The sequence below is a fragment of the Cupriavidus sp. GA3-3 genome (assembly GCF_000389805.1).
Lineage (GTDB): Bacteria > Pseudomonadota > Gammaproteobacteria > Burkholderiales > Burkholderiaceae > Cupriavidus > Cupriavidus necator_D.
On the sequence record NZ_KB944504.1, the window covers coordinates 152267 to 171550 of the forward strand.

Annotated in this window: 17 protein-coding genes and 3 pseudogenes; 7 read left to right on the forward strand and 13 right to left on the reverse strand. The window is 60.8% G+C overall.

Annotated features, from left to right (window positions below):
- Positions 1-2 precede the first annotated feature (2 nt).
- Positions 3-824: an ABC transporter permease gene (locus tag C265_RS29185; RefSeq protein ID WP_011616606.1), complete on the forward strand. Its 822-nt coding sequence runs from the start codon at positions 3-5 to the stop codon at positions 822-824.
- Between the two features lie 152 nt (positions 825-976).
- Here the strand turns inward: C265_RS29185 and C265_RS29190 are convergent, their stop codons facing one another.
- On the reverse strand, positions 977-1360 hold the full coding sequence (locus C265_RS29190) for a helix-turn-helix domain-containing protein (protein WP_011616605.1): 384 nt from the start codon (positions 1358-1360) through the stop codon (positions 977-979).
- A gap of 137 nt (positions 1361-1497) precedes the next feature.
- Between C265_RS29190 and gstA the strand changes: the two genes are divergently transcribed.
- Entirely contained in the window at positions 1498-2130 is a 633-nt protein-coding gene (gene gstA, locus C265_RS29195) for a glutathione transferase GstA (protein WP_010812553.1), read from the forward strand.
- 195 nt (positions 2131-2325) lie between these two features.
- On the opposite strand, the gene C265_RS29200 is transcribed toward gstA, so the two are convergent.
- The 4 genes and pseudogenes from C265_RS29200 to C265_RS29210 all read right to left on the reverse strand — a co-directional run bounded on the left by C265_RS29200 (position 2326) and on the right by C265_RS29210 (position 5307).
- Positions 2326-3423: an amino acid dehydrogenase gene (locus C265_RS29200; protein ID WP_081645168.1), complete on the reverse strand. Its 1098-nt coding sequence runs from the start codon at positions 3421-3423 to the stop codon at positions 2326-2328.
- Positions 3424-3632: 209 nt separating this feature from the next.
- Positions 3633-4019 (reverse strand): annotated as a pseudogene (locus C265_RS33250) (amino acid permease C-terminal domain-containing protein); the annotation flags it as partial.
- A gap of 9 nt (positions 4020-4028) precedes the next feature.
- Positions 4029-4289, reverse strand: a pseudogene (locus C265_RS33255) (ABC transporter substrate-binding protein); the annotation flags it as partial.
- Positions 4290-4401: 112 nt separating this feature from the next.
- On the reverse strand, positions 4402-5307 hold the full coding sequence (locus tag C265_RS29210) for a fumarylacetoacetate hydrolase family protein (protein WP_010812556.1): 906 nt from the start codon (positions 5305-5307) through the stop codon (positions 4402-4404).
- Positions 5308-5857: 550 nt separating this feature from the next.
- Between C265_RS29210 and C265_RS29215 the strand changes: the two are divergent.
- The 4 genes and pseudogenes from C265_RS29215 to C265_RS29230 all read left to right on the forward strand — a co-directional run bounded on the left by C265_RS29215 (position 5858) and on the right by C265_RS29230 (position 9585).
- Positions 5858-6485 (forward strand): annotated as a pseudogene (locus tag C265_RS29215) (tyrosine-type recombinase/integrase).
- 58 nt (positions 6486-6543) lie between these two features.
- A complete protein-coding gene (locus tag C265_RS29220; RefSeq protein ID WP_246840262.1) occupies positions 6544-7473 on the forward strand; it encodes a DUF4239 domain-containing protein in 930 nt (309 codons plus the stop codon).
- Positions 7474-7604: 131 nt separating this feature from the next.
- Entirely contained in the window at positions 7605-8897 is a 1293-nt protein-coding gene (locus C265_RS29225; protein WP_246840263.1) for a TrkH family potassium uptake protein, read from the forward strand.
- Positions 8887-9585: a TrkA family potassium uptake protein gene (locus tag C265_RS29230; protein WP_010812561.1), complete on the forward strand. Its 699-nt coding sequence runs from the start codon at positions 8887-8889 to the stop codon at positions 9583-9585. Before C265_RS29225 ends, C265_RS29230 begins: the two co-directional genes overlap by 11 nt.
- Before the next feature lie 199 nt (positions 9586-9784).
- Here C265_RS29230 and nhaA read toward each other — a convergent pair whose 3' ends face one another.
- The 3 genes from nhaA to C265_RS32715 form a co-directional block, all read right to left on the reverse strand.
- On the reverse strand, positions 9785-11197 hold the full coding sequence (gene nhaA / locus C265_RS29235; protein ID WP_052181700.1) for a Na+/H+ antiporter NhaA: 1413 nt from the start codon (positions 11195-11197) through the stop codon (positions 9785-9787).
- A gap of 216 nt (positions 11198-11413) precedes the next feature.
- Positions 11414-11854 (reverse strand): universal stress protein, encoded by a 441-nt coding sequence (locus tag C265_RS29240; protein ID WP_010812563.1) that lies wholly within the window; start codon positions 11852-11854, stop codon positions 11414-11416.
- 623 nt (positions 11855-12477) lie between these two features.
- Positions 12478-12654 carry a hypothetical protein gene (locus tag C265_RS32715; protein WP_246840264.1) on the reverse strand — a complete coding sequence of 59 codons (177 nt, stop codon included), beginning with the start codon at positions 12652-12654 and terminating at the stop codon, positions 12478-12480.
- 31 nt (positions 12655-12685) lie between these two features.
- Between C265_RS32715 and C265_RS29245 the strand changes: the two genes are divergently transcribed.
- Entirely contained in the window at positions 12686-13513 is an 828-nt protein-coding gene (locus C265_RS29245) for a LysR substrate-binding domain-containing protein (protein ID WP_246840265.1), read from the forward strand.
- 825 nt (positions 13514-14338) lie between these two features.
- Here C265_RS29245 and C265_RS31945 read toward each other — a convergent pair.
- From C265_RS31945 to C265_RS29270, 5 genes are all read right to left on the reverse strand, one after another.
- Complete coding sequence (locus tag C265_RS31945; RefSeq protein ID WP_010812567.1) at positions 14339-14722, reverse strand: cytochrome c; 384 nt, start codon at positions 14720-14722, stop codon at positions 14339-14341.
- 254 nt (positions 14723-14976) lie between these two features.
- The gene (locus tag C265_RS29255; protein WP_081645169.1) at positions 14977-15531 is read right to left on the reverse strand and encodes a RidA family protein; all 555 of its coding nucleotides are present in this window, start codon (positions 15529-15531) and stop codon (positions 14977-14979) included.
- Positions 15532-15766: 235 nt separating this feature from the next.
- The gene (locus tag C265_RS29260; protein WP_010812569.1) at positions 15767-17230 is read right to left on the reverse strand and encodes an amidohydrolase family protein; all 1464 of its coding nucleotides are present in this window, start codon (positions 17228-17230) and stop codon (positions 15767-15769) included.
- Positions 17231-17273: 43 nt separating this feature from the next.
- On the reverse strand, positions 17274-18029 hold the full coding sequence (locus C265_RS29265) for a sulfite exporter TauE/SafE family protein (RefSeq protein ID WP_010812570.1): 756 nt from the start codon (positions 18027-18029) through the stop codon (positions 17274-17276).
- Complete coding sequence (locus C265_RS29270) at positions 18026-19276, reverse strand: MFS transporter (protein ID WP_010812571.1); 1251 nt, start codon at positions 19274-19276, stop codon at positions 18026-18028. The genes C265_RS29265 and C265_RS29270 overlap by 4 nt, the downstream gene beginning before the upstream one ends.
- Positions 19277-19284: the final 8 nt, after the last annotated feature.

Consider the following 19284-nt stretch of genomic DNA (forward strand, 5'->3'; position numbering starts at 1 on the left):
AAATGAGAATCAAAAGCGCTTTGCCTTTGCCGCTGCGTGTCGCGGGCCCGCTGCTCGTCGCCATCCTGCTTGCATTCGTGCTGCTGCCGGTCGTGGTGGTGACGATCGCCGCCTTCAACGAAAAGGCGATCATCACTTTCCCGCCTGAATCCTATTCGCTGACATGGTTTGCACGCGTCTTCAGTTATCCGGATTTTCGAGATGGATTCCGCGCCAGCCTGGTCATCACCGGGTGGTCCTCGTTGATTGCGCTGGTGATCGGGACCTGCCTGTCGATTGCCGTCAAACGGCTGGAATTCCCCGGCAAGCAGACGCTGCTGGCCATCCTGCATTCCCCGCTCGTGGTGCCGCACTTCACGCTGGGGCTGGGCCTGCTCATCCTGGTATCACAGGCCTCCATACACCGCTCATATGGCGTCGTCATCCTGTGTCACGTGATGCTGGTGCTGCCGTTCGTGCTGAAGAGCGTCTATGTTTCCATGGAAAACCTGGACGCAAGGCTGGAACAGGCGGCAGCAAGCCTCGGTGCGTCGCCGCTGAAGGTGCTTTTCACGATTACGATTCCGCTGCTCGCGCCGGGGCTGTTTGGCGGCTGGTTGTTTGCGGCAATCATGTCGTTCAGTGAATTCACCGCATCGCTTTTCGTCACCACGCAAGACACGCAGACGCTGCCCGTTTCCATGTACAACTATGTGCGGGAGTTTGCCGATCCGACGCTGGCCGCGCTGTCAGTTGTCTATATAGCCGTGACGGCTAGCGTGCTTGCCTTTGCAAACTATTTCCTGGGCCTGGGGAAAATCCTCAATATCGAGGAAGGGCATTGACCGGCATGCGCTGCTGAAAGCCGCGCCAATGGCGGGCTGCCTCAGCGCGTGGCGGCGCCGCGGCACTCACTGCCACACAGGGGCGGCGTAGTCGGCAAAGCCCCCCTTTATGAGAACCTGTCTTGATGGCCACGTCCATGACGACGCTTCTGCTATTGCACGACGCCGCCGGCCGGATTTTCGTGGGCTAATGGATATGGTTCTGGCGCCTGCGGTGGCCTTGGCCGGCTCTTCACCCAAAGCCCAAACTCCCGCATCACCTCCACAACAGGCGCAAGGCGCGCGCCATCCTCTGTCAGTTCGTACTGCACCGTAACAGGAACAGTCGGAAACGCTGTTCTCTTCACCAGGCCGACTTCCTGAAGTGCTTTCAGGTCCAGGGTGAGCATGCGCTGCGAAATGTCTGGCATCTCTCTTCGCAGTTCGTTGAAACGCTTCGGCCCTTCGAGTAAGTACGAGGCGATCAGCAGCCGCCACCGGCCGCCCAGCAGGCGCATTGCTTCCTCTACCGAACATCCCGACACAGCCGTCTTCATGGAAGCCTCTCAGTCATAGGTATAAAAAATGTACCTACACCACATTTTAGTGCCTTCTTCCCTTTCTATACCATCTTCAGCATCATTCGATCCATCAGCAAGGCACGCCGCTTTGCGATGACCTTTAGGGATATGAAATGAAGCTGTACTACATTCCGGGTGCTTGCTCGCTGTCGCCCCACATCGTGTTCAATGAATTGGGGCTGGACGTAACCCTCGCGAAGGTGGACTACAAAACTCACGAAACTGAAGACGGTCGCGATTTTTTCGAACTCAGTCCTTTTGGCTACGTCCCACTCCTTGAACTCGACGACGGCACGCGGCTGTGCGAGGGGCCGGCCATTGTTCAGTATCTGGCAGATATGAAACCCGAGTCGAACTTGGCCCCGGCGAACGGGACCATCGACCGCTATCGTCTGCAGGAGTGGTTGAGCTTCCTGACTTCCGAGATCCATAAGGGCTTCATTCCGCTGCTCTATGCGAGGCTGGCGGGCAAGTACGGCGTCGAGACTGCGAAGCCGAAGTTGGAAAAGCGTTACGCCTGGCTTAACGAGAAACTCGCCGGCCGCGACTATCTGATGGGTGACACCTACACTGTCGCCGACGCCTACCTTTATTCCCTAACCCAATGGGGCCAAGCCGAGTGGCTTGAGTCGGTCTACAAGACCGACATCCACTTCGACGGCCTGGAGAATCTCAGGACCTGGTATCTCCGTATGCGGGAGCGGCCGGCTGTGCGCAAGTCCCTGGATACCGAAGGCCTCGGGTAAGGCTTCGGTTCACCTAAGAAGCCGCGTTCACGAGGCCAATGGCGGCTATGCGTTGGTAGCTGCCTAAATCAGCCGCGCCGTCTCCGCTCGCGCCCGTGCGTATTCCCCAGCCAGCACATCAACCAGCGCTGGCGCTGGTCGAACTGTGGGGCTTCGGGAATTCGTTCATCGGCTTCCTCCTGGTCGACGCGACGCTCAGTTCGGCCCGATGCCACGCGACAACACCTCGTGCGCCCATGTCACCGCCGCGCGCGCCGGCGCCTGGCCGGTCGACTCCACGCGTTGCGCCAGCCTGAGCACCCGTTCGCGGATGCCTGCCACTTCGTCGCGCAGGTCCGAGTCGTCGACACCGCCGAGGTATTCCCGGGCGCAACTCACGATGCCGCCGGCATTGATGAGGAAGTCGGGCGCATAGAAGATCCCGCGCTGGTGCAGGATGTCACCTTCGGCGAGCGAAGCGAGTTGATTGTTTGCCCCGCCGGCGATGGCCCGGAAACGGCAGCTTTCGGCCACGGCCGGGGTGATGACGGCACCCAGCGCGCAAGGCGCGAATACATCGGCGTCGACGGCCGTGATGGCTTCCGGCGATACGACGCTGGCGCCAAACTGCTGTTGCGCCTGCGTCGTGCGGCCGGCGTCGATATCGGCCACGGTCAGGGTGGCGCCCGCTTCATGGAGACGGCGGCAAAGCTCCCAGCCCACCGAACCCAGTCCCTGGACGGCCACGGACAAGCCGGCGAGCGACTTGCGGTCCAGGCGATACAGCGCCGCCGCCTCGATGCCGACGAACACGCCGTATGCCGTCCACGGCGAGGGATTGCCGCCGAAGCCGCCGTCGCGCGGCATGCCGCTGACGTAGCGGGTCTCGGCCTGAACGGCACGCATGTCGTCCACCGTCGTGCCGACATCCTCGGCCGTAATATAGCTGCCTTGCAGCGACTCGATCATGCGGCCGAAGGCGCGGAAGAGTTGCTTGCGGTCGGTCTGCGCCGGGGAACGCAGGATCACCGCCTTGCCGCCACCGAACGGCAGCCCGGCGAGGGCGTTCTTGTAGGCCATGCCCTGTGACAGGCGCAGCGCATCGGACAGCGCGTCGGCTTCGGCGGGATAGGCCCAGTACCGGCAGCCGCCGAATGCGGGGCCCAGTCTGGTGTTGTAGATGGCGATGATGGCCTGCAGGCCGGATTCCGGATCGGTGGCGAGCGTTACGCGCTCGTGGGACAGGCCTTCGCCGGTGCCGAAAAGGCGGACAGCGGCCGCCGCGTGGGTACGGTCGTTCAACTTCTTCTCCATGACGTGGGGAATGCAAAGCTGTAGCTCTGCCTTCCTTGACACACCGCCTGGGTTGCAGTGCGGTGCGGCGTTGATGGGGTCTGGAGCCCCAATCCCGTTCGGCTGCGGGCGATCTTGTCGCGCCGGCGCCGGGTTGGCATCTTACCCAGTTTCTCGGTGCGGGCGGGGCTAGGGTTTTCGCTTACCCCAAGGTCGGCCTCCACATCCGCTTACCGTGTCTCGGGACTCTTACGGCTGGCACCGCGTGCTACCTGGCCACCGTGCAGCACCGCGTTGCGGCGCGCGTACAGGAAGTAGATCGACAGGCCGATCCCCAGCCAAATGAGGAAAGCGATCCAGGTCAGCGCTTGAAGGTGCGCCATCAGAAACAGGCAGAAGCCCACCGATAGCAGCGGAACCACCGGCACGCCGGGACAGCGGAAAGCTCTCGGCAGCTCCGGACGGGTCCGGCGCAGCACCAGCACCGCGATCGAGATCAGCGTGAAGGCGGAGAGCGTGCCGATATTGATCAACTCGGCCAGCACATTGAGCGGCATGAATGCGGCGATCATCGCGAACACGATGCCGACGGTCCAGGTGGCGAAATACGGCGTGGCGACGCGCTCAAGTTCGAGAAGTCGCCGCACCCCCGCAAGCCCTGCGTCCGGGCGCGCCTGGTCATCTTCCTTGATCAGGCGGACCGGCTGTCCGCCGAGCTTGCCGCCGCCTTGCTCAACGGCAAGCAGAAAGCCATCGTATTGGTCGCGCCCGACATCGGCCGACGGCCCCGAAAGGGTGGCAAGAATGCCGACCTTCACTTCAGCACTGGCCAGCGCCGGCGCGAGCAGCGCCAGCGCGGCGGCGATTGCCACGCATTTCTGTTTCATGTCTCCTCCGTCGAATTGTCATTGCCCGTCAGGCACTCTATGTGGTGCCCGTGCGGACGCGAGCCTGAACGGCTCCCCATGTCAGGCGGCGAACGCCGCCCGTGGTATTGCCCTACTGCAACGATGTCTCCAGTTCGCCCAGTCCATCAATCCAGACGCGGATACTGTCGCCGCGCTTCAGGAAGACTCCCGATTCCATGCCAACGCCGGCAGGCGTCCCGGTGAGCAGCACATCGCCCGGATACAACGTGAGCCGCTCGCTCAAGTAGGCGATCTGCTCGGCAACCGTGTAAAGGTGATTGGACGTATTCGAGTTCTGCTTGAGTTCGTCATTGACCCAAAGCTTGATATCCAGCGCTTCAGGGGACGCCACGAAAGCCGCGGGAGTCAGGTAAGGACCGAGGGGACAGGAGCCTTCAAAGCACTTGTGGCCGATCCAGTCAAAGCGGAACGGCGAGCTTGCATCGACCTGCTCGCGACGCAGGTTGTCGCGTGCCGACAGGTCGTTGGCAATGGTATATCCCGCTACACAGTCGAGCGCGTCGCCCGGCGAGATGTTGCGGCATGCCTTGCCGATCACCACCGCAAGTTCAGCCTCCCAGTCGAGCATTCGCGTGTGCGAGGGATAAGGCAGCGCCTGGCGGTGGGCGGACAGTGTTCCCCGGCCGGCCTTGATGAAGTGCCACGGCGGTACGCCATCGGCCTTCGGATCTGTCGTCAGGTCCATATTGACGGCCTTTGCCATGGCCACGACATGGTCGCGGTAGTTCGCCCCTGCCCCATAGATGACACCGGGCTGGCTCAGCGGCGGCAGGAAGCGGATCTGTGCGGGCTCCATCGTCTCGGCGGCCAGCGGCAGTTGCGCAATGAAGCGCGCAATGCGTAGCTGCGCGGCGGGCCAGTCCTGCAACAGGCCGTCAACGGTGCCTGCGGCGAATTGCACATGCCGGCTGTCCGCGTGCACGCCGACGTTGATCGTGCCATCGCGGCCTTCGTAGTTGAACAGTTGATATTTCATTTCACCTCACTGGTTGGGGGATTCTGGCGCTTACGTGTCCGCCAAACCAGCCGTCCTGGATGATGTCAATGTATAAACTGGCGTAATGCCCGGCCAGAACGCGACCGGCACCGATGCGGCAGGCGCAAACGGCTCGACCGGGGCATGACGGCCGCCACTTCCTGCTGGACATGGCAATGAGCGTGGCCGCGCGCGCCAAGATTCGCAATGCACTAGCGAGGGGCTCGAAATTGACGGGGCTCCCGCCCGGCGAAAGCCGTAGGTGACCTCACTCGCACGGCTGGAGCGTGGCCTACGCGGACGTTCAGTCAGATGCTGGAAACCATCCGAGATGGGCTCGATCAGTCGACAGCACTGAACTGCGCAGATGTCGCATCTCATGCCTTCAACGGACATTCAACAGCCATGTTTGGGGGTCGGAGAAGGGTCGGTCGGCGACCGTCTGCGGCACAGTTTTCGAGGCACGCGTTGCAGCCCGACTGACGGAGACATCAGCGAAGATCTGCAGCGCGCGCAAACTGATTCTACCTTCGTTCGAAAGGAGATGATCATGGAGACGTCGAATTCACCCGTGACCCCGCGTGCGCCATTGAATAAGGGTAAGGTCACCGGACAAAAGCCGCCGCTGAAGCTCTGCGAGATCTGGGCGATTCGTACAAGGCTACAGATGTCGTCGAATCTTCGTGAGCTCGCACTGTTCAATCTTGCGATCGATAGCAAGCTTCGAGCGTGTGATCTCACAAGGCTATGCGTACGAGACGTTTGTCAGGGCACCCGCGTTAGTATCCGCGCGATGGTGATCCAGCAAAAGACGCATAGACCGGTTCAGTTCGAGATTACGGAGCAGACCCGCTCAAGTCTTGAGGGCATGGATCGCCCATCGCGGATTGCGCTCGTCGGATGCTCTGTTTCCGAGTCGGATTCACGCCTCGGCCCACCTGTCCACACGTCAGTACGCCAGGCTCGTACATCGCTGGATCGAGTCCATCGGCTTAGACGACACGGCGTACGGCACCCACACCATGGGGCGGACCAAGGCGTCGCTCATCTATCGTAGAACCAAGAACCTTCGCGCAGTGCAATTGCTGCTGGGCCACACGAAGCTGGAGAGCACGGTTCGCCACCTCGGTATCGAAGTCGACGACGCGCTTGAGATGGCTGAGCAGACCGAAGTGTGACAAACCTCTGGCCGGCGAGGGGGCGCTTGCCGGCCATCTACGGACGTTGGCTTATGCCGTGACGCCGACGCTCAAGCGTCAGTTCCACCCGGCTATCGGACGCCTGTGCGGAAGCGCACATACTGTGACGAAGCTTTTCCATACCGTCTTCAACGTTGAAACCGCGCATCGCGGAAATGCACCGGAGACGAATTTGGCATCACTACTTTATGGTGCCGATTGGGCCGGCGGGCTGGTGTTGGCGGTCGGAATATTCATAAGTATCCTGATCGCCCTGGAGCTCGGCCGGCTGGTGTGGCAATGGCAGGTTTCCTCCGGTCGCGAACCGGAGACAACGGGCGTCAGCGCGGTCGCAAGCGCGATATTCGCACTGCTTGGGCTATTGATCGCCTTCACCTTTTCCGGGGCGGCAAGCCGCTTTGATATGCGGCGTACGCTGATCGTCCAGGAAGCCAACGATATCGGCACTGCTTACCTGCGTCTGGATCTGCTACCGCCACCAGCACGTAGTGAGTTGCAGGAGATATTCCGGCAATATCTCGATGCCCGGCTTGACGCCTATCGAGCCGTCCCTAACCGCAAACGCGTCGAGGCTTCCTTGGTACGTTCGGACGTGCTGCGTGAACGCCTCTGGACAAGATCCGTAACGGAGTCCCAGCGAACCGCTAGTACGGCGGCCACCATGCTTCTGTTACCAGCCCTCAATGCAGCGTTCGACACGGCATCGACCCGACTCGCAGCAACAAAGGAACATCCACCCGTCGTCATCTTCGGCATGCTTTTCGCGCTTTGCTGGGTTGGGGCCTTGTTTGCGGGCTATGGCATGGCCAGCCGCAGTCCTCGAAACTGGTTGCATGCGCTTTTTTTCGTGGCCTCGCTGACGGTGACACTCTATGTCATCGTCGACTTGGAGTTTCCGCGGCTGGGCATGATCCGCGTTGACACTTTCGATGAGGTGTTGCAGGAAGTCCGCAATGGAATGCGATGACCATTGACGCCAGGAAGCCTGCGCCCAGATGGTGCAAAGATGGTGGTCTGTGGAAATGTTAGATTTGTGACACGTTTCATAGCACAATTCTGTGCATGAAACGATCCTTGCATCCGACCCGGACCGTCGCCATGGGCTTCCTGCTGGCCATCATGGCAGGCAGCGTACTGTTGATGTTGCCTTGGTCACGCGTCGATGGCGGGAGCGCGCCCTGGCTCACCGCATTCTTTACCGCAGTCTCGGCGGTCTGCGTGACTGGCCTAGTTATCGTCGACACGGGAACTTACTGGTCCGGATTCGGCCAAGCGGTGATCATGGCACTGTTCCAGCTTGGCGGCTTTGGGATGATGACGGCCTCCACCCTTCTGGGCCTGATGGTCAACCGCTCGCTGCGATTGCGTGCTAGGTTGATTACCCGGGTTGAAACCCATACGATCAGTTTGGGTGACGTCACCGGCGTGGCGAAGCTGGTGCTGGTGGTGACATTGAGTTTAGAGGCGATCATCGCGGTGTGGCTAGCCTCGAGGCTGCATCTCACCTATTCCCTTCCTTGGCACGAAGCAGCGTGGATTGGTTTGTTTCATTCCATATCGGCCTTCAACAACGCCGGCTTCTCAACCCACGCAGACAGTCTTACACGCTATGCGGCCGATTTCTGGGTACTTGGGCCGGTGATGGTGGCAATCGTCATCGGCGGCATCGGTTTCCCCGTGCTGCAGGATTTGCGGAACAAGATTGCCGATCCACGCCGGTGGTCCCTGCATAGCAAGCTAACCTTGTCGGTTACAGGGGTGCTTCTAGCAACGGGGATTCTTGGCCTGCTGTTGTTCGAATGGAATAATCCAAGAACGCTCGGCGCCATGCCGACTGCAGGTAAGCTGTTGTCCGCGACATTTGCGTCCGTCTCCGCCCGTACCGCCGGATTCAACTCAATCGACATCGGCGCGCTAACTCATGAAAGCCTGGCGCTGCATTTTTTCTTGATGTTCGTTGGCGGAGGTAGCGCCAGTACCGCCGGCGGAGTCAAGGTTGGCACCATTGCAATACTCGCATTGCTGGTGCTCGCTGAGATCCGCGGTCGTGGCGACACTGAGGCGTTCGGACGGCGCGTTAGCAACTCGGCACATAGGCAGGCGATCACCGTGCTGGCACTGGGAAGCGCCCTAATTACGGCGGGAACACTCACCATTCTATTCGTTACCGAGTTGCCGACTGATCAGGTCATCTTTGAAGTCATTTCAGCTTTCGGTACAGTTGGCTTGTCGACTGGCATCACAGCGGACCTTCCGGCTTCCGCTCAGCTTACGCTGACCGCGCTCATGTACGCAGGCCGGGTCGGCACCATTACGCTCGCCGTATCGTTGGCGATGGGCGAGCATCGCACGCCATACCGCTACCCTGAGGAGCACCCAATTGTTGGCTAGGTTATTTACCGAGCAATTCGCTTTCTCTGCAGGAGACAGCGTCGTTGTGATCGGGCTCGGACGTTTCGGCAGCTCAGTTGCGCAATCGCTAATCCGCCTCGGCCACGATGTCATGGGGATCGACAAGGATGCCGATCTTGTGCAGCGCTGGTCAAATGCGTTGACCTACGCAGTCCAAGCTGACTCGACTGATGTGGCTGTGATGCGCCAACTCGGCGTGGCGGATTTCTCTCACGCCATAGTCGCGATCGGCACAGACATGTCGTCCAGCCTGATGACTTTGATGTCACTGACCGAACTTGAGATCAAGGATATCTGGGTCAAGGCCTTTACCCCTGAGCATGGTCAGATCGCGCAACGCATCGGTGCGCACCATGTGGTTTATCCAGAAGCGGACATGGGTGCACGAGTTGCACATTTGATCACCGGTCGCATGATCGATTTCATCGAATTCGACGATGGCTTTGCCATCGCTAGGATCCATGCGCCAACTTCAACCCACAATAAGGCGCTGTTGGTGTCCAGGGTGCGCGAGAAATTCGGCGTTACCGTGGTGGGCATCAAGCGTCCCAACGAAGAGTTTGAACATGCGACAGCAACCACCACGATCCAGCCGGGAGACTTGCTGGTCGTCTCTGGGCCGACTAGCAAGATCGAACGATTCGCTGGCAGTACGGAAAAACAATAGCGGTGCGCACTTGTCATGGCTTGGACTGGTGGCTGATAGGCGCCCATGATTTAGTCCACCCCAACATCACCATACCAGTAGTAGCAGGCTCGCTTGCGCCGCGAGCGCGTCTTACCGTAACGGGCGAATCAACTCCCTGCCTGTCCTAGCGGACATCGATTCTGTAGCAACTTCCCACGCCGATGCACGCGTAGCCCCTTCAGTCGGACGCCGCCGCAGTAGATTCGTCGGCGCGTTCCATGCTCGGTCTTCGGCCCCTGGCATAAATGAAACCCCAGGTCAGCCCTATGGTGGCAGCTATCGCCGATGCCAAGAGCACGCCAAGCTTGGCAGCCCCAAGTAGGTTGACATCCTCGAACGCAAGCGTGGCGATGAATATCGACATCGTGAAGCCGATGCCGGCCAGTAGTCCAACCAGGCATACGCCGCGCCAGGTCACGTCGGGCGGCAACTGGCACCAGCCCAGGCGTACGGCCAGCCAGCTGACCGACACGATGCCGAGAGGTTTGCCTACGACCAGTGCAAGGACAACACCAAACATCGCGCCTAGCGATCCGCCGCTAGTGAGATCGACGCCATCAATGCTCACTCCGGCATTTGCCAAGGCAAAGAGCGGCATGACAAGGTAGGCGACCCAAGGGTGAAGCGCCATCTGTACACGGATCACGGGCGGTAGTAGCTCCCGCTGGGCGTGACGCAGTTGCTTAAGCGGTGCCGCGATGTGTTCTGGTTTAGGTGTCCGAGCGGTCGCGCGAGCGCGCAGATCAAGGAGCGCACGCATGGCCACATCCAAAGGCCGTTCTCGCGTGCGACCGGGCAGTACCGGCGTCATCATGCCAAGCACGACGCCAGCGAGCGTCGGGTGGGCACCGGTCTTCAGCATTCCCAGCCACAGAATGGCCCCCGGTACGACGTAAGCATAGGCGGTTCCGACGCCGATCCATTGCAGCCCCAGGACCATTAGAATACCTGTACCTGCAACAAGAAGCCCCCCATAGTCCAACCCGCCCGAGAAGGCCACTGCGATAATCAGGACCGCGACAATGTCGTCGATGATCGCCAGCGCGAGCAGGAACACTCGAACGTTGCCGGGTATGGATTTGCCGAGTAACGCGAGCACCCCGACGGCGAACGCGATGTCAGTAGCGGTTGGCACCGCCCAACCCTGGCGCTGGGGCATCTCTGTGTTTATCGCGAGGTAGATCAACGCGGGGACGATCACGCCACCAAGCGCCGCAGCCATTGGCAGGGCCGAAAGGCGCACGTTCGCCAGCGCTCCCTCATGGATTTCGCGCCGGATTTCCATCCCAACGACGAGAAAGAAGATGGTCATCAGGGCGTCGTTGATCCAAAAATGCAGGGATTGCGATACCAGATGGCTACCTATCCCGAATGAGAGCGGGGTATGCCATAGGGCGTGGTAGCTGTGGGAAGCGGGGGAATTCGCCCAAAGCAGCGCGATCCCGGCGGCGGCGAGCAGGACAATGCCGCTAACGGCCTCGATATGAAGAAAATGTTCGAGCGCCGAGAATGCCTTCTCGGCTAAAACTTGAGCACGCGGCAATGGTTGCCGTGGTGGGGGCGGTGGGGGCGGGAGTCGGTCCACAGTCATAGAGCATTTGCGTTGGCGGCCCGACCAACGCATTAACCTGTCTCACTGCGACGTGCAGCGTAGACACCCTATCGGCGATTGTACATGAGCAGCCGACAAGCGACGGCACGACAACATGCGGTCTGTGACGGCAGCCGTCCCCCTGCGCTAGCAGCGGAACCCGCAGACATGCACTGCTGCAGACTCACCTCTATCGCGTGTCACCGTGGCCGCACTTCAGTCATGGCCATGGTGCTTAGGCACCAGCAAGACCGGAACGGGAGAGGAAGCTAACACGCGCGCTGCCACCGACCCGAGGACGGCCGACAGGAAAGCGCCCCGGCCGTGCGTGCCCATGACGATGACGTCGGCTCGGCACGCTAGCACCACGTCTACGATTCGTGGCGCTGGCTCACCAATGCAAGCATGTTCGGTCACCGCACAGTGAGCCGCCTTCAGTAATGGGCGAATTGCCTGGAATGCGTTATCTGCGGCCTCGTTTGCCCACTGATCGATCTGGGGCTTCGAGAAATATGCCTGCGCCCTGCCGCTGATATCGGGAAACGCGTGCACTAGGTGCACTTCCAGCGGGCGCTCAAAGAGACCGGGAGAAACCAGTCTTCTCGCGGCTCTAATGCTGTATGGCGAGCCGTCGCTCGGTAGCACGACAATGGTCATCCCGGCCTCCTATAGCAACGATTCAAGCTTACGTAAGCTCTTCCGCCTGTGATTGATTCACGTCAAAGCAGCACGCTCTCAAACCTGTAACCAGGCAGAACCCGGTGTACCACCCGCGCCGGAGTACGTCGCACACGTACCTGAATGTTACCCCGGCATGGCCCGACTCCTTGCTGTCGATGGAGCGGTCTCCGATCGCTTCGTGCTAGGCACTATCAGCCGCCGTCCGACAATAGAAAAGCTGTCGACAATGTTGACGAGGGCTTCAAGAATGGGTGGGCAATCGCGGCGACGTCCGAAACAATGCGCGCAAACGACGCGAGGTTATCGAAGCCTACTTATTGGTGGTATCGCGTCGGTGCAACGTTCGATGCACTCAAGACTCCTAAAGCGGTAAGTAGAGGATCAGCCGCAGATGGCGGCTCTTTCGTGCGCCGCAATTAGCCTGGTTCGGTGCTCATGGAGCCAGCAGGAAGAAAGTCATGAGTTCGCGCGACGTCCGGGCCCGGCACGTCAGCCAGTAGCGACAAGAAGATCGTTGAAGAGCGCCGGCCGGCGTGAGGCTAGGTCAATGTCGTCCCCGGCCAAACGGAACCTGGCCGTTGGCTGCCGGCAAGGCCGGCTCAAACCAGGCGCTGGCCGCCGTCGATGTGCAGCGTCTCGCCGTTCATGAAGTCGTTCTGGATCAGGAACATGACGGCGGCGGCAGCCTGTTGCATAGGAACGATCTTCTTCAGCGGCAGCCGTGCGCTGAGCTCCGTGACATAGCCGCCGCGGGCGTCGCCGAGCGTGCGGCCCAACAGCGGGGTGTCGGTGGTGCCGGGTGAAAGCGTGTTGAAGCAGCTCGGGATCCCGCTGTTCATCCGCACAACGAGGTCGTTGCGCCTGACCCACGAGGGCGAGGGGTTGCGCGAGCGCGCGATGCGCCTGTTGCACGAAGCGGAGGAAATACAGCAGGCCGCGATTTCCACTAGAAACGGTCCTTCCGGGATAATCCGCGTGGCGGCGCCGTATCCGATCGGCGTGCATGTGCTGGCACCGGCGCTGGTGCTATTTCGCGCGCGGCATCCCGCCCTCGCGGTCGACCTGCGCATCCGCGACCAGATGGCCGACCTCGTTGCCGAGGGCATCGATATCGCCATCCGCGTAGGCGATCTCCCGAATTCCCGCCTGATCTCGCGCCATCTGGCGCCGCACCGGATCTGCGCGTTTGCCGCGCCCGCGTACCTGGCTCGGAAAGGCACGCCCACGCGCCCGGAGGAGCTGGATCGGCATGACTGCGTGAAATTCCGCTTCCAGAGTTCGGGCCAGGCGTTGCGCTGGCCGTCTTCCGTGGATGGGGAGCTGGTCGAGATTGCTCCGGATGCGGGCATCGTCGCGGATGTAAGCGACGTGGTGGCGTCGATCGTCATCGCCGGCGGCGGGATCGGCATCATGCCGACCTATCTGGCGGCGACGCATGTGATGCGAGGGGAGCTGGTCCCGGTCATGCCGCGGTTAGCGGTCCCTCGCGCGAACATTACCGCGCTATGGCCCGAGAGCCGGCGCGCAAGCCCCAACGTGCGGCCATTCCTCGACTTGCTGGATGAGGTATTTACCGCGCCGCCAAGATGGGATGCGCTGATCGACGGCTTCGGGGGGGACGAGGGAAACGGCTGATGGTAACCCCGCCGGGCTACTTGAGTCTGTACTAAAGGCAGATAGCAGCGCGCCGCGCTCTTCATCAGATGCGAGGCGCACCGCATTTGCCGGATCGGCCGAGGTCAGCCACGCCAGCGCGACACGACGCGCCGGCTCCTCGCCGGGGTGCGGCGTCGACGGGCCAGGCCGATTCCCGCTGCATGCTGCCCAGGGCCCGGTGATGGAAACGGATCGACGCAAGTGAGATGGCTGAGCACTGCAAGACTGGCCATGTTAAGGCGTGGCATAAGGTCGTACCGCCAGCATGTTTTCAAAAGTCGGCACGGGCGTGCGTTCTGTGCACCGCCTGGTCTCTTCGTTGAAGTTGGCCCGTGAAGCAGTGAACCTGTCCTGAGACAGCAACGTCGTGTCGAAGGTAGGGCAGGAGGCACGGTCTACGATCACAGTCATCCACCAACCTGCGCGGTCGTCCGGGTCCGGCCAGTGGACTAAACCGTTCGCGCGGTAGCCCTCCGGCCATTGCACAAAGTGACTGAACCGCCTGTGCTGTTCCCTATGTTGAGAATCGAGGCAATTTGCCTCGATTCTCGACAGGAGCACAGCCATGTCAATCCCGACGCCTACCATCAGCCCGCCGCGCCAGCGCATGATCGAGGACATGCGGATGCGCAAGCTCCATAGTTGAACTGCCTACGAACCGGCGCAGACAACGGTTCAAATCCAGAGCAGTCTCTTAGAATCTGGCCGCCCTTCACGCCAGACTAATGTCGTCTGGCTAACGGCCGGACACAAGGAAAAGTGGCCGCGATCACCGAACTTCCGTATCGTCTTCTTGCCTCACGATCACCGGCTATTTGAAATCACACCACTCATGTATTTATTTAAATCTCGAAAATCTTGAACAGTCCAAGAGTGCGGCGCCAGCCTTACACCATTCTCTTGCAAAGTTCTTGGAATCAAGTCTCCATTTGGACGAAGTATCACCGATGAAACAATAACACCAGGATAATCATTGAGTCGTCTTTTGAAAGCGGCGGTTGTCAGATCAGGTGTGGGAGGAATGCTTTTCTTGGCCAATGGCCCTGTCCCTTTGAGGTCTGCTCCATGGCATATGGCACATCTCTGCGTAAAGAGATTTTTCCCATTAAAATTTTGCGCACAGGATAGTGATGTTTGAGTTAGCACCACAACTCCTAGCGAAGCGATGCATAATGCTCTTACTTTCATTTGGCCTTATTGTATAAATCAGATCATAATCGAGAGGAAATACCGGGGAGCACCACTGCAACACATGAGGGCCACGACACGCGACAGCTCGTCGGGCCGCCAAGCCGATCCCTGGGCAACCCGCCTCGCAGGCGGCGGCTCGGCGCACTCAGTCATGTTCAACCGAGAGTTAGGTGCGCTGTCCCACTACCTGCGCCCGGCCACTCGAGCTCCGCCCTCCCGGTTGCGGCACACCGCTAGTTAGCCTATGTCTTCTACTGTGGCCGCCGCGACGGCACACGGCTCGCCATGACGGTGACTTCGACTAGCCATCCCGGCGGCACCAGCCGCAAGACTTCGGCTCGCGTGCGCACCGGCACGTTGGGCTGCTTGTCTGTTCCGAAGTATTGCTTATAGGCGCTCGAGAAGCCGGTGAAGTCTGGCTCGCCCGTGGCCGGGTCTGCCACAATCAACGCCTGCATGGAGACGATGTCGCCCATGCGATAGCCGCGATCCTGGAGGATGCGCTCGATCTGGCCAAGCACGCTGCGAGTCTGGGTTGCGGTGTCGCCATAGGAGGCCGCGGTATCGGGCAGCGCCGAGGCATTCGCCACCGTGGGCCCCACGCCGCTGAGCACAAGCAGCTGCGCATTGGCGGGAATCTCGATCACCTCCGCGAACTCACGCGCCCACGGTTCGGTCATGTGCGCCGGGTTGCGATGCCTGACGATCTGCTCGGCGGCGTTGGCATTGGCGATGCAGAGCGCCGGCACAACGAGGGTGGCAAGGGCCGCGATAGAACTACATGATAGCAAGCGTGCTGTGCGCATGGGCAGGGCCTGGGAAGTAAAGGATGAAGGTCCGGACAACGCGGCGTTGCCTTGCCGGACCGTACAAAACGAAGAACGCATATGCGAAGAACGTGCTCGCGTTCGTCTCGACTAAATCGAGTGGTCGCCCCTTGGGCGGACAAATGACTCCCGCTGCCTGGTCCACGGAGGGAGTTCGGTGTGCATTTCATCTCGAACAGAAGGCGGCGTTCGTCCCACTCACTCTTTAGACTACTCATAACTTCATCATCTCATCAGCCGCATTGAGAATCCGATTGGAGGACTGCTGAGCACCGCGAACAATGCTGTCCACGTTGTAGGCTAGCAAGCGACCGCTTCTCTTTATTATTCGGCCATCGACTAACACCGTGTCGACGTTGCTGGCGCTGCCGCTCTGCACAATCGCCGTTTCGATATTGCCTATTGGCCAGATGTTCAGATCCTTGGCCCGCACCAGAATGATGTCTGCGCGCTTGCCTTCAGTGATCGATCCAGTGATGTCGCCGATCCCCATCGCGATGGCTCCATTGATCGTCGCCATCTCGATCACCTCTTGCACGCTGACCGCCCTTGCCCGCTCGCTGGGGGTGCCAACCCAGGGCACCCCGAGGTTCCAGGTGAAACGCATCATTTCGAACATGTCCGGTGGGGCAATGGACGTCGCGTCGCTCGACAATGAGATAGTCAGCCCCGCGGCACGCATCGCGAACAGCGCAGCCCGGGCATCGCCCGTGCTGCTGAGCCGGAGTTCGGAATGTGTCGCAAAGGAGAGCGGTGTCTTCGTGCGCGCCATCGCCATCAAGTCCTCGGTCGTCGCCGGGACGTAATGCGCGATCATAAAATCGGGGCCGAGGTAACCGCGCCTCTCGTAGTCGACAGCATCGACATTGTTGGGCGACTCCTGCGGCGCGTGGATCGCTACGGGAAGCCCACTCTTCTTGACGAACTTCATTTCCTCGTGAAAGACAGCATCGGTGCTCTGTTGCGGACCACGCAGATTCAGTCCCAGGTGCACCAAACCTTCGAATGGGGAGTTTGCACCGAACCATTTGCGCTGGACGCGCGCAAGGTCGCCGAACCTGTTCACCTCGTCTACCGGGAGCTTGTCAATGTGGCCGTACGAGTAACGGGCCCTCAGCAGAGAGTGCTGGTGCGCGCGAAGTTCGGCATCCGCATGGGCCGCGGAGCGGGTGTTATGCGACCAGTTGTGCACGGTAGTGGTCCCGCCGTTCGCTAGTTCGGCGCACGCAAGGAGCACGCTGTTGTAGAAGTCCTCCGGCGTGTACAAGGCGGATGTGGCGCTCTTGGCCGGGTAGTAGGAGAAGCCGCCGTTCCGCGCGGTGAAGCTGCGTCCGATCGCGCTCCACATATGGTAGTGAGAGTTGACGAAGCCGGGCATGACGATCATGTCCGCGGCATCGATCGTCTGCGCGCCGGCCGTGCTCAGACCCCGACCGATCTTCTCGATCACGCCGTTTCGAATCAAGATGTCGGCGCGTGGCATGACGCCATTCTTCCGGTCGACCGTGATGACCATGCCGTTCTTGATCAGGTAGGTGCCTCGACGGGCTCCGTACGCCGCGGATGGCATGCCGCCTCCCGCCGAAGCCGATGCCGAAGCGACAAGCGAGGGGATCCCGGTTGCCGCGACCATAATTGCGCCGGCGACCTTGGCGAATTCTCTTCTGGTTGTTCTCATGTTCCTTTCCGATGCGATTTGGATTGCAGGAAGACGGTTGTGGTCAACTCGTCTCGAGAAAGAATGCTGCGGTCATTGCCAGCCCTGTCAGGACGACGAAGCCACGCACCAGGGCCGGTTTAAGTCGCCGAGCCATGACGCCGCCGAAATACCCGCCGGCTGTGGCGCCGATCGCCATCCATAGTGCATGCGTCCAGGCGATGGCGCCGCTGGCCGCATAAATGACGACAGCTATCAGCGTCAGGATCACGGAGACGAAGTTCTTGATGCCGTTCATCCGGCTCATGTCGGTGTGCCCGAGCGCAGCGAGAACCGCCAGCAGCAAGATGCCGAGACCGCCGTTGAAATAGCCACCGTAGATCGCGACCGCAGCGATGCAGATGTCCGTGATCCATTCACTGGGGGACTGCGATGCGACGGCTCCTTTGCGCAGAAGCCTTGGCCCACAGGCAAAGAGAAGGGTCGCCGCCAACAGCAACCATGGCACAATGCGCCCGAAGTCGCTGTTCGAGGTCGACAGCAGCAACGTGGCGCCTGCCGCACCGCCCAGCACCGACAGCACGCTTAGCCGAAGAAGCGAGGGTGCCATCGGCCCCGACAGATCCTTGCGCTGTGCCCAGGCACCCGCCATATAGCCAGGCAGGAGCGCGGCGGTCCCGGTGGCGTTGGCAGATACCAGCGGCACGCCGACCATCGCCAAGGCCGGCAGTGTCAGGAAACTACCGCCGCCTGCCACCGCATTCAGCGTCCCGGCGAAAGTCGCAGCGCCACCGAGCAGCACCCATTCGGCCGGCGTCATGGCTTACGCACAGGCAAGGACATCCGGTCGGTCCGCAGTAGCACGGTGAGTACTATTCCGAAGACCGATAGCAAGGTGATCTGCGCAAAGCCGGCGGTGCTCCAGCCAAAGCGCGCCGCGATGCCGCCGATGATGTAGCCCGCGAAAGCGCCCGCGCCGTAGAGCGTCGTGACAAAGACACCGGTGGCCCGATTCGTGAGCGAAGAGCGCACGGACTTGATATGGTAGCCGGCCAGGTTCACGTACAGCACGCCACTTACCACCAGCCCCCACACGAATGACAGCACCGATTGGACCAACATGCCCGTCGGCCCCGAGAACAGAAGGAAGCCGAGCAGCCCGGTCCCCGCAAAGCTCAGCGACAACACAAGCTTGGGGTGGAAGCGGTCGCCAAGCCAGCCGCCAAAGATGGAGGCGAACACGCCGCACCCGAAGATACTCATGACGCGACCAGTGTCCGACGGCGTGTAGTGCAGATGCTCGCGCAGGAACGTGGGGTACATGCCGAGGTAGCCATAGATGCACAACCCGCCAATGATGCTCATCACAGTCAAGAGAGCCGTGTTGCGGTTCCACATCGTGGTTGCACCGCGCGTGTCGATGTGCGTGGCGATCGCGCTGGCCTTTTCGGTCATGCGCTTGCTCACGGTAGCCGCGATCAGCGCCATTGCGACAAATCCGGTCAGGCCGAACACCACCAGCGGCAAGCGCCAGTTTCGCTCAATGCCGATCAGGTGCCCACCGAGCAGCGGTCCCACGATGGCTCCGACACCGAAGGAGAAGTTGATGGCCCCAACGGCCGTCGCGCGGAAGCGAGCGAAATAGCTCGCCGCGATGGCGATCACCACAGTCAGCTGCATCGCTTCGCCGATGCCAGTAGCGGCGCGGTAGAGGATCATGTCGGCAAAGCCGCTCGAGTAGGCAGTCAACAGCGTGCCAAGCGAGAAGATCGCGATGCCAATCTGGAGCACGGCCTTGCGCGACCACCGCGCCAGCAGGTAGCCTGTCGGCACCCCCGCTAGTGCCATGCCGAGCGTAAAGATGGTCGAAAGCAGGCCGGTGTCGGCGAGGCCGAACCCAAACTCCCTTCGCACATCTGCGGCGATCAGCGGAAAGATCTGCCGGTCCATCGCGTTGAGCGCATAGGAGGCAAGCAGCACAAGAAACATGCCGATCTCCAATGCCGTGACGGGCGCATCGCTGCGCACGTCTCCGGTCAGCGGGCCGGCCGAAGTCGAGGAATTCACGTGTTGTC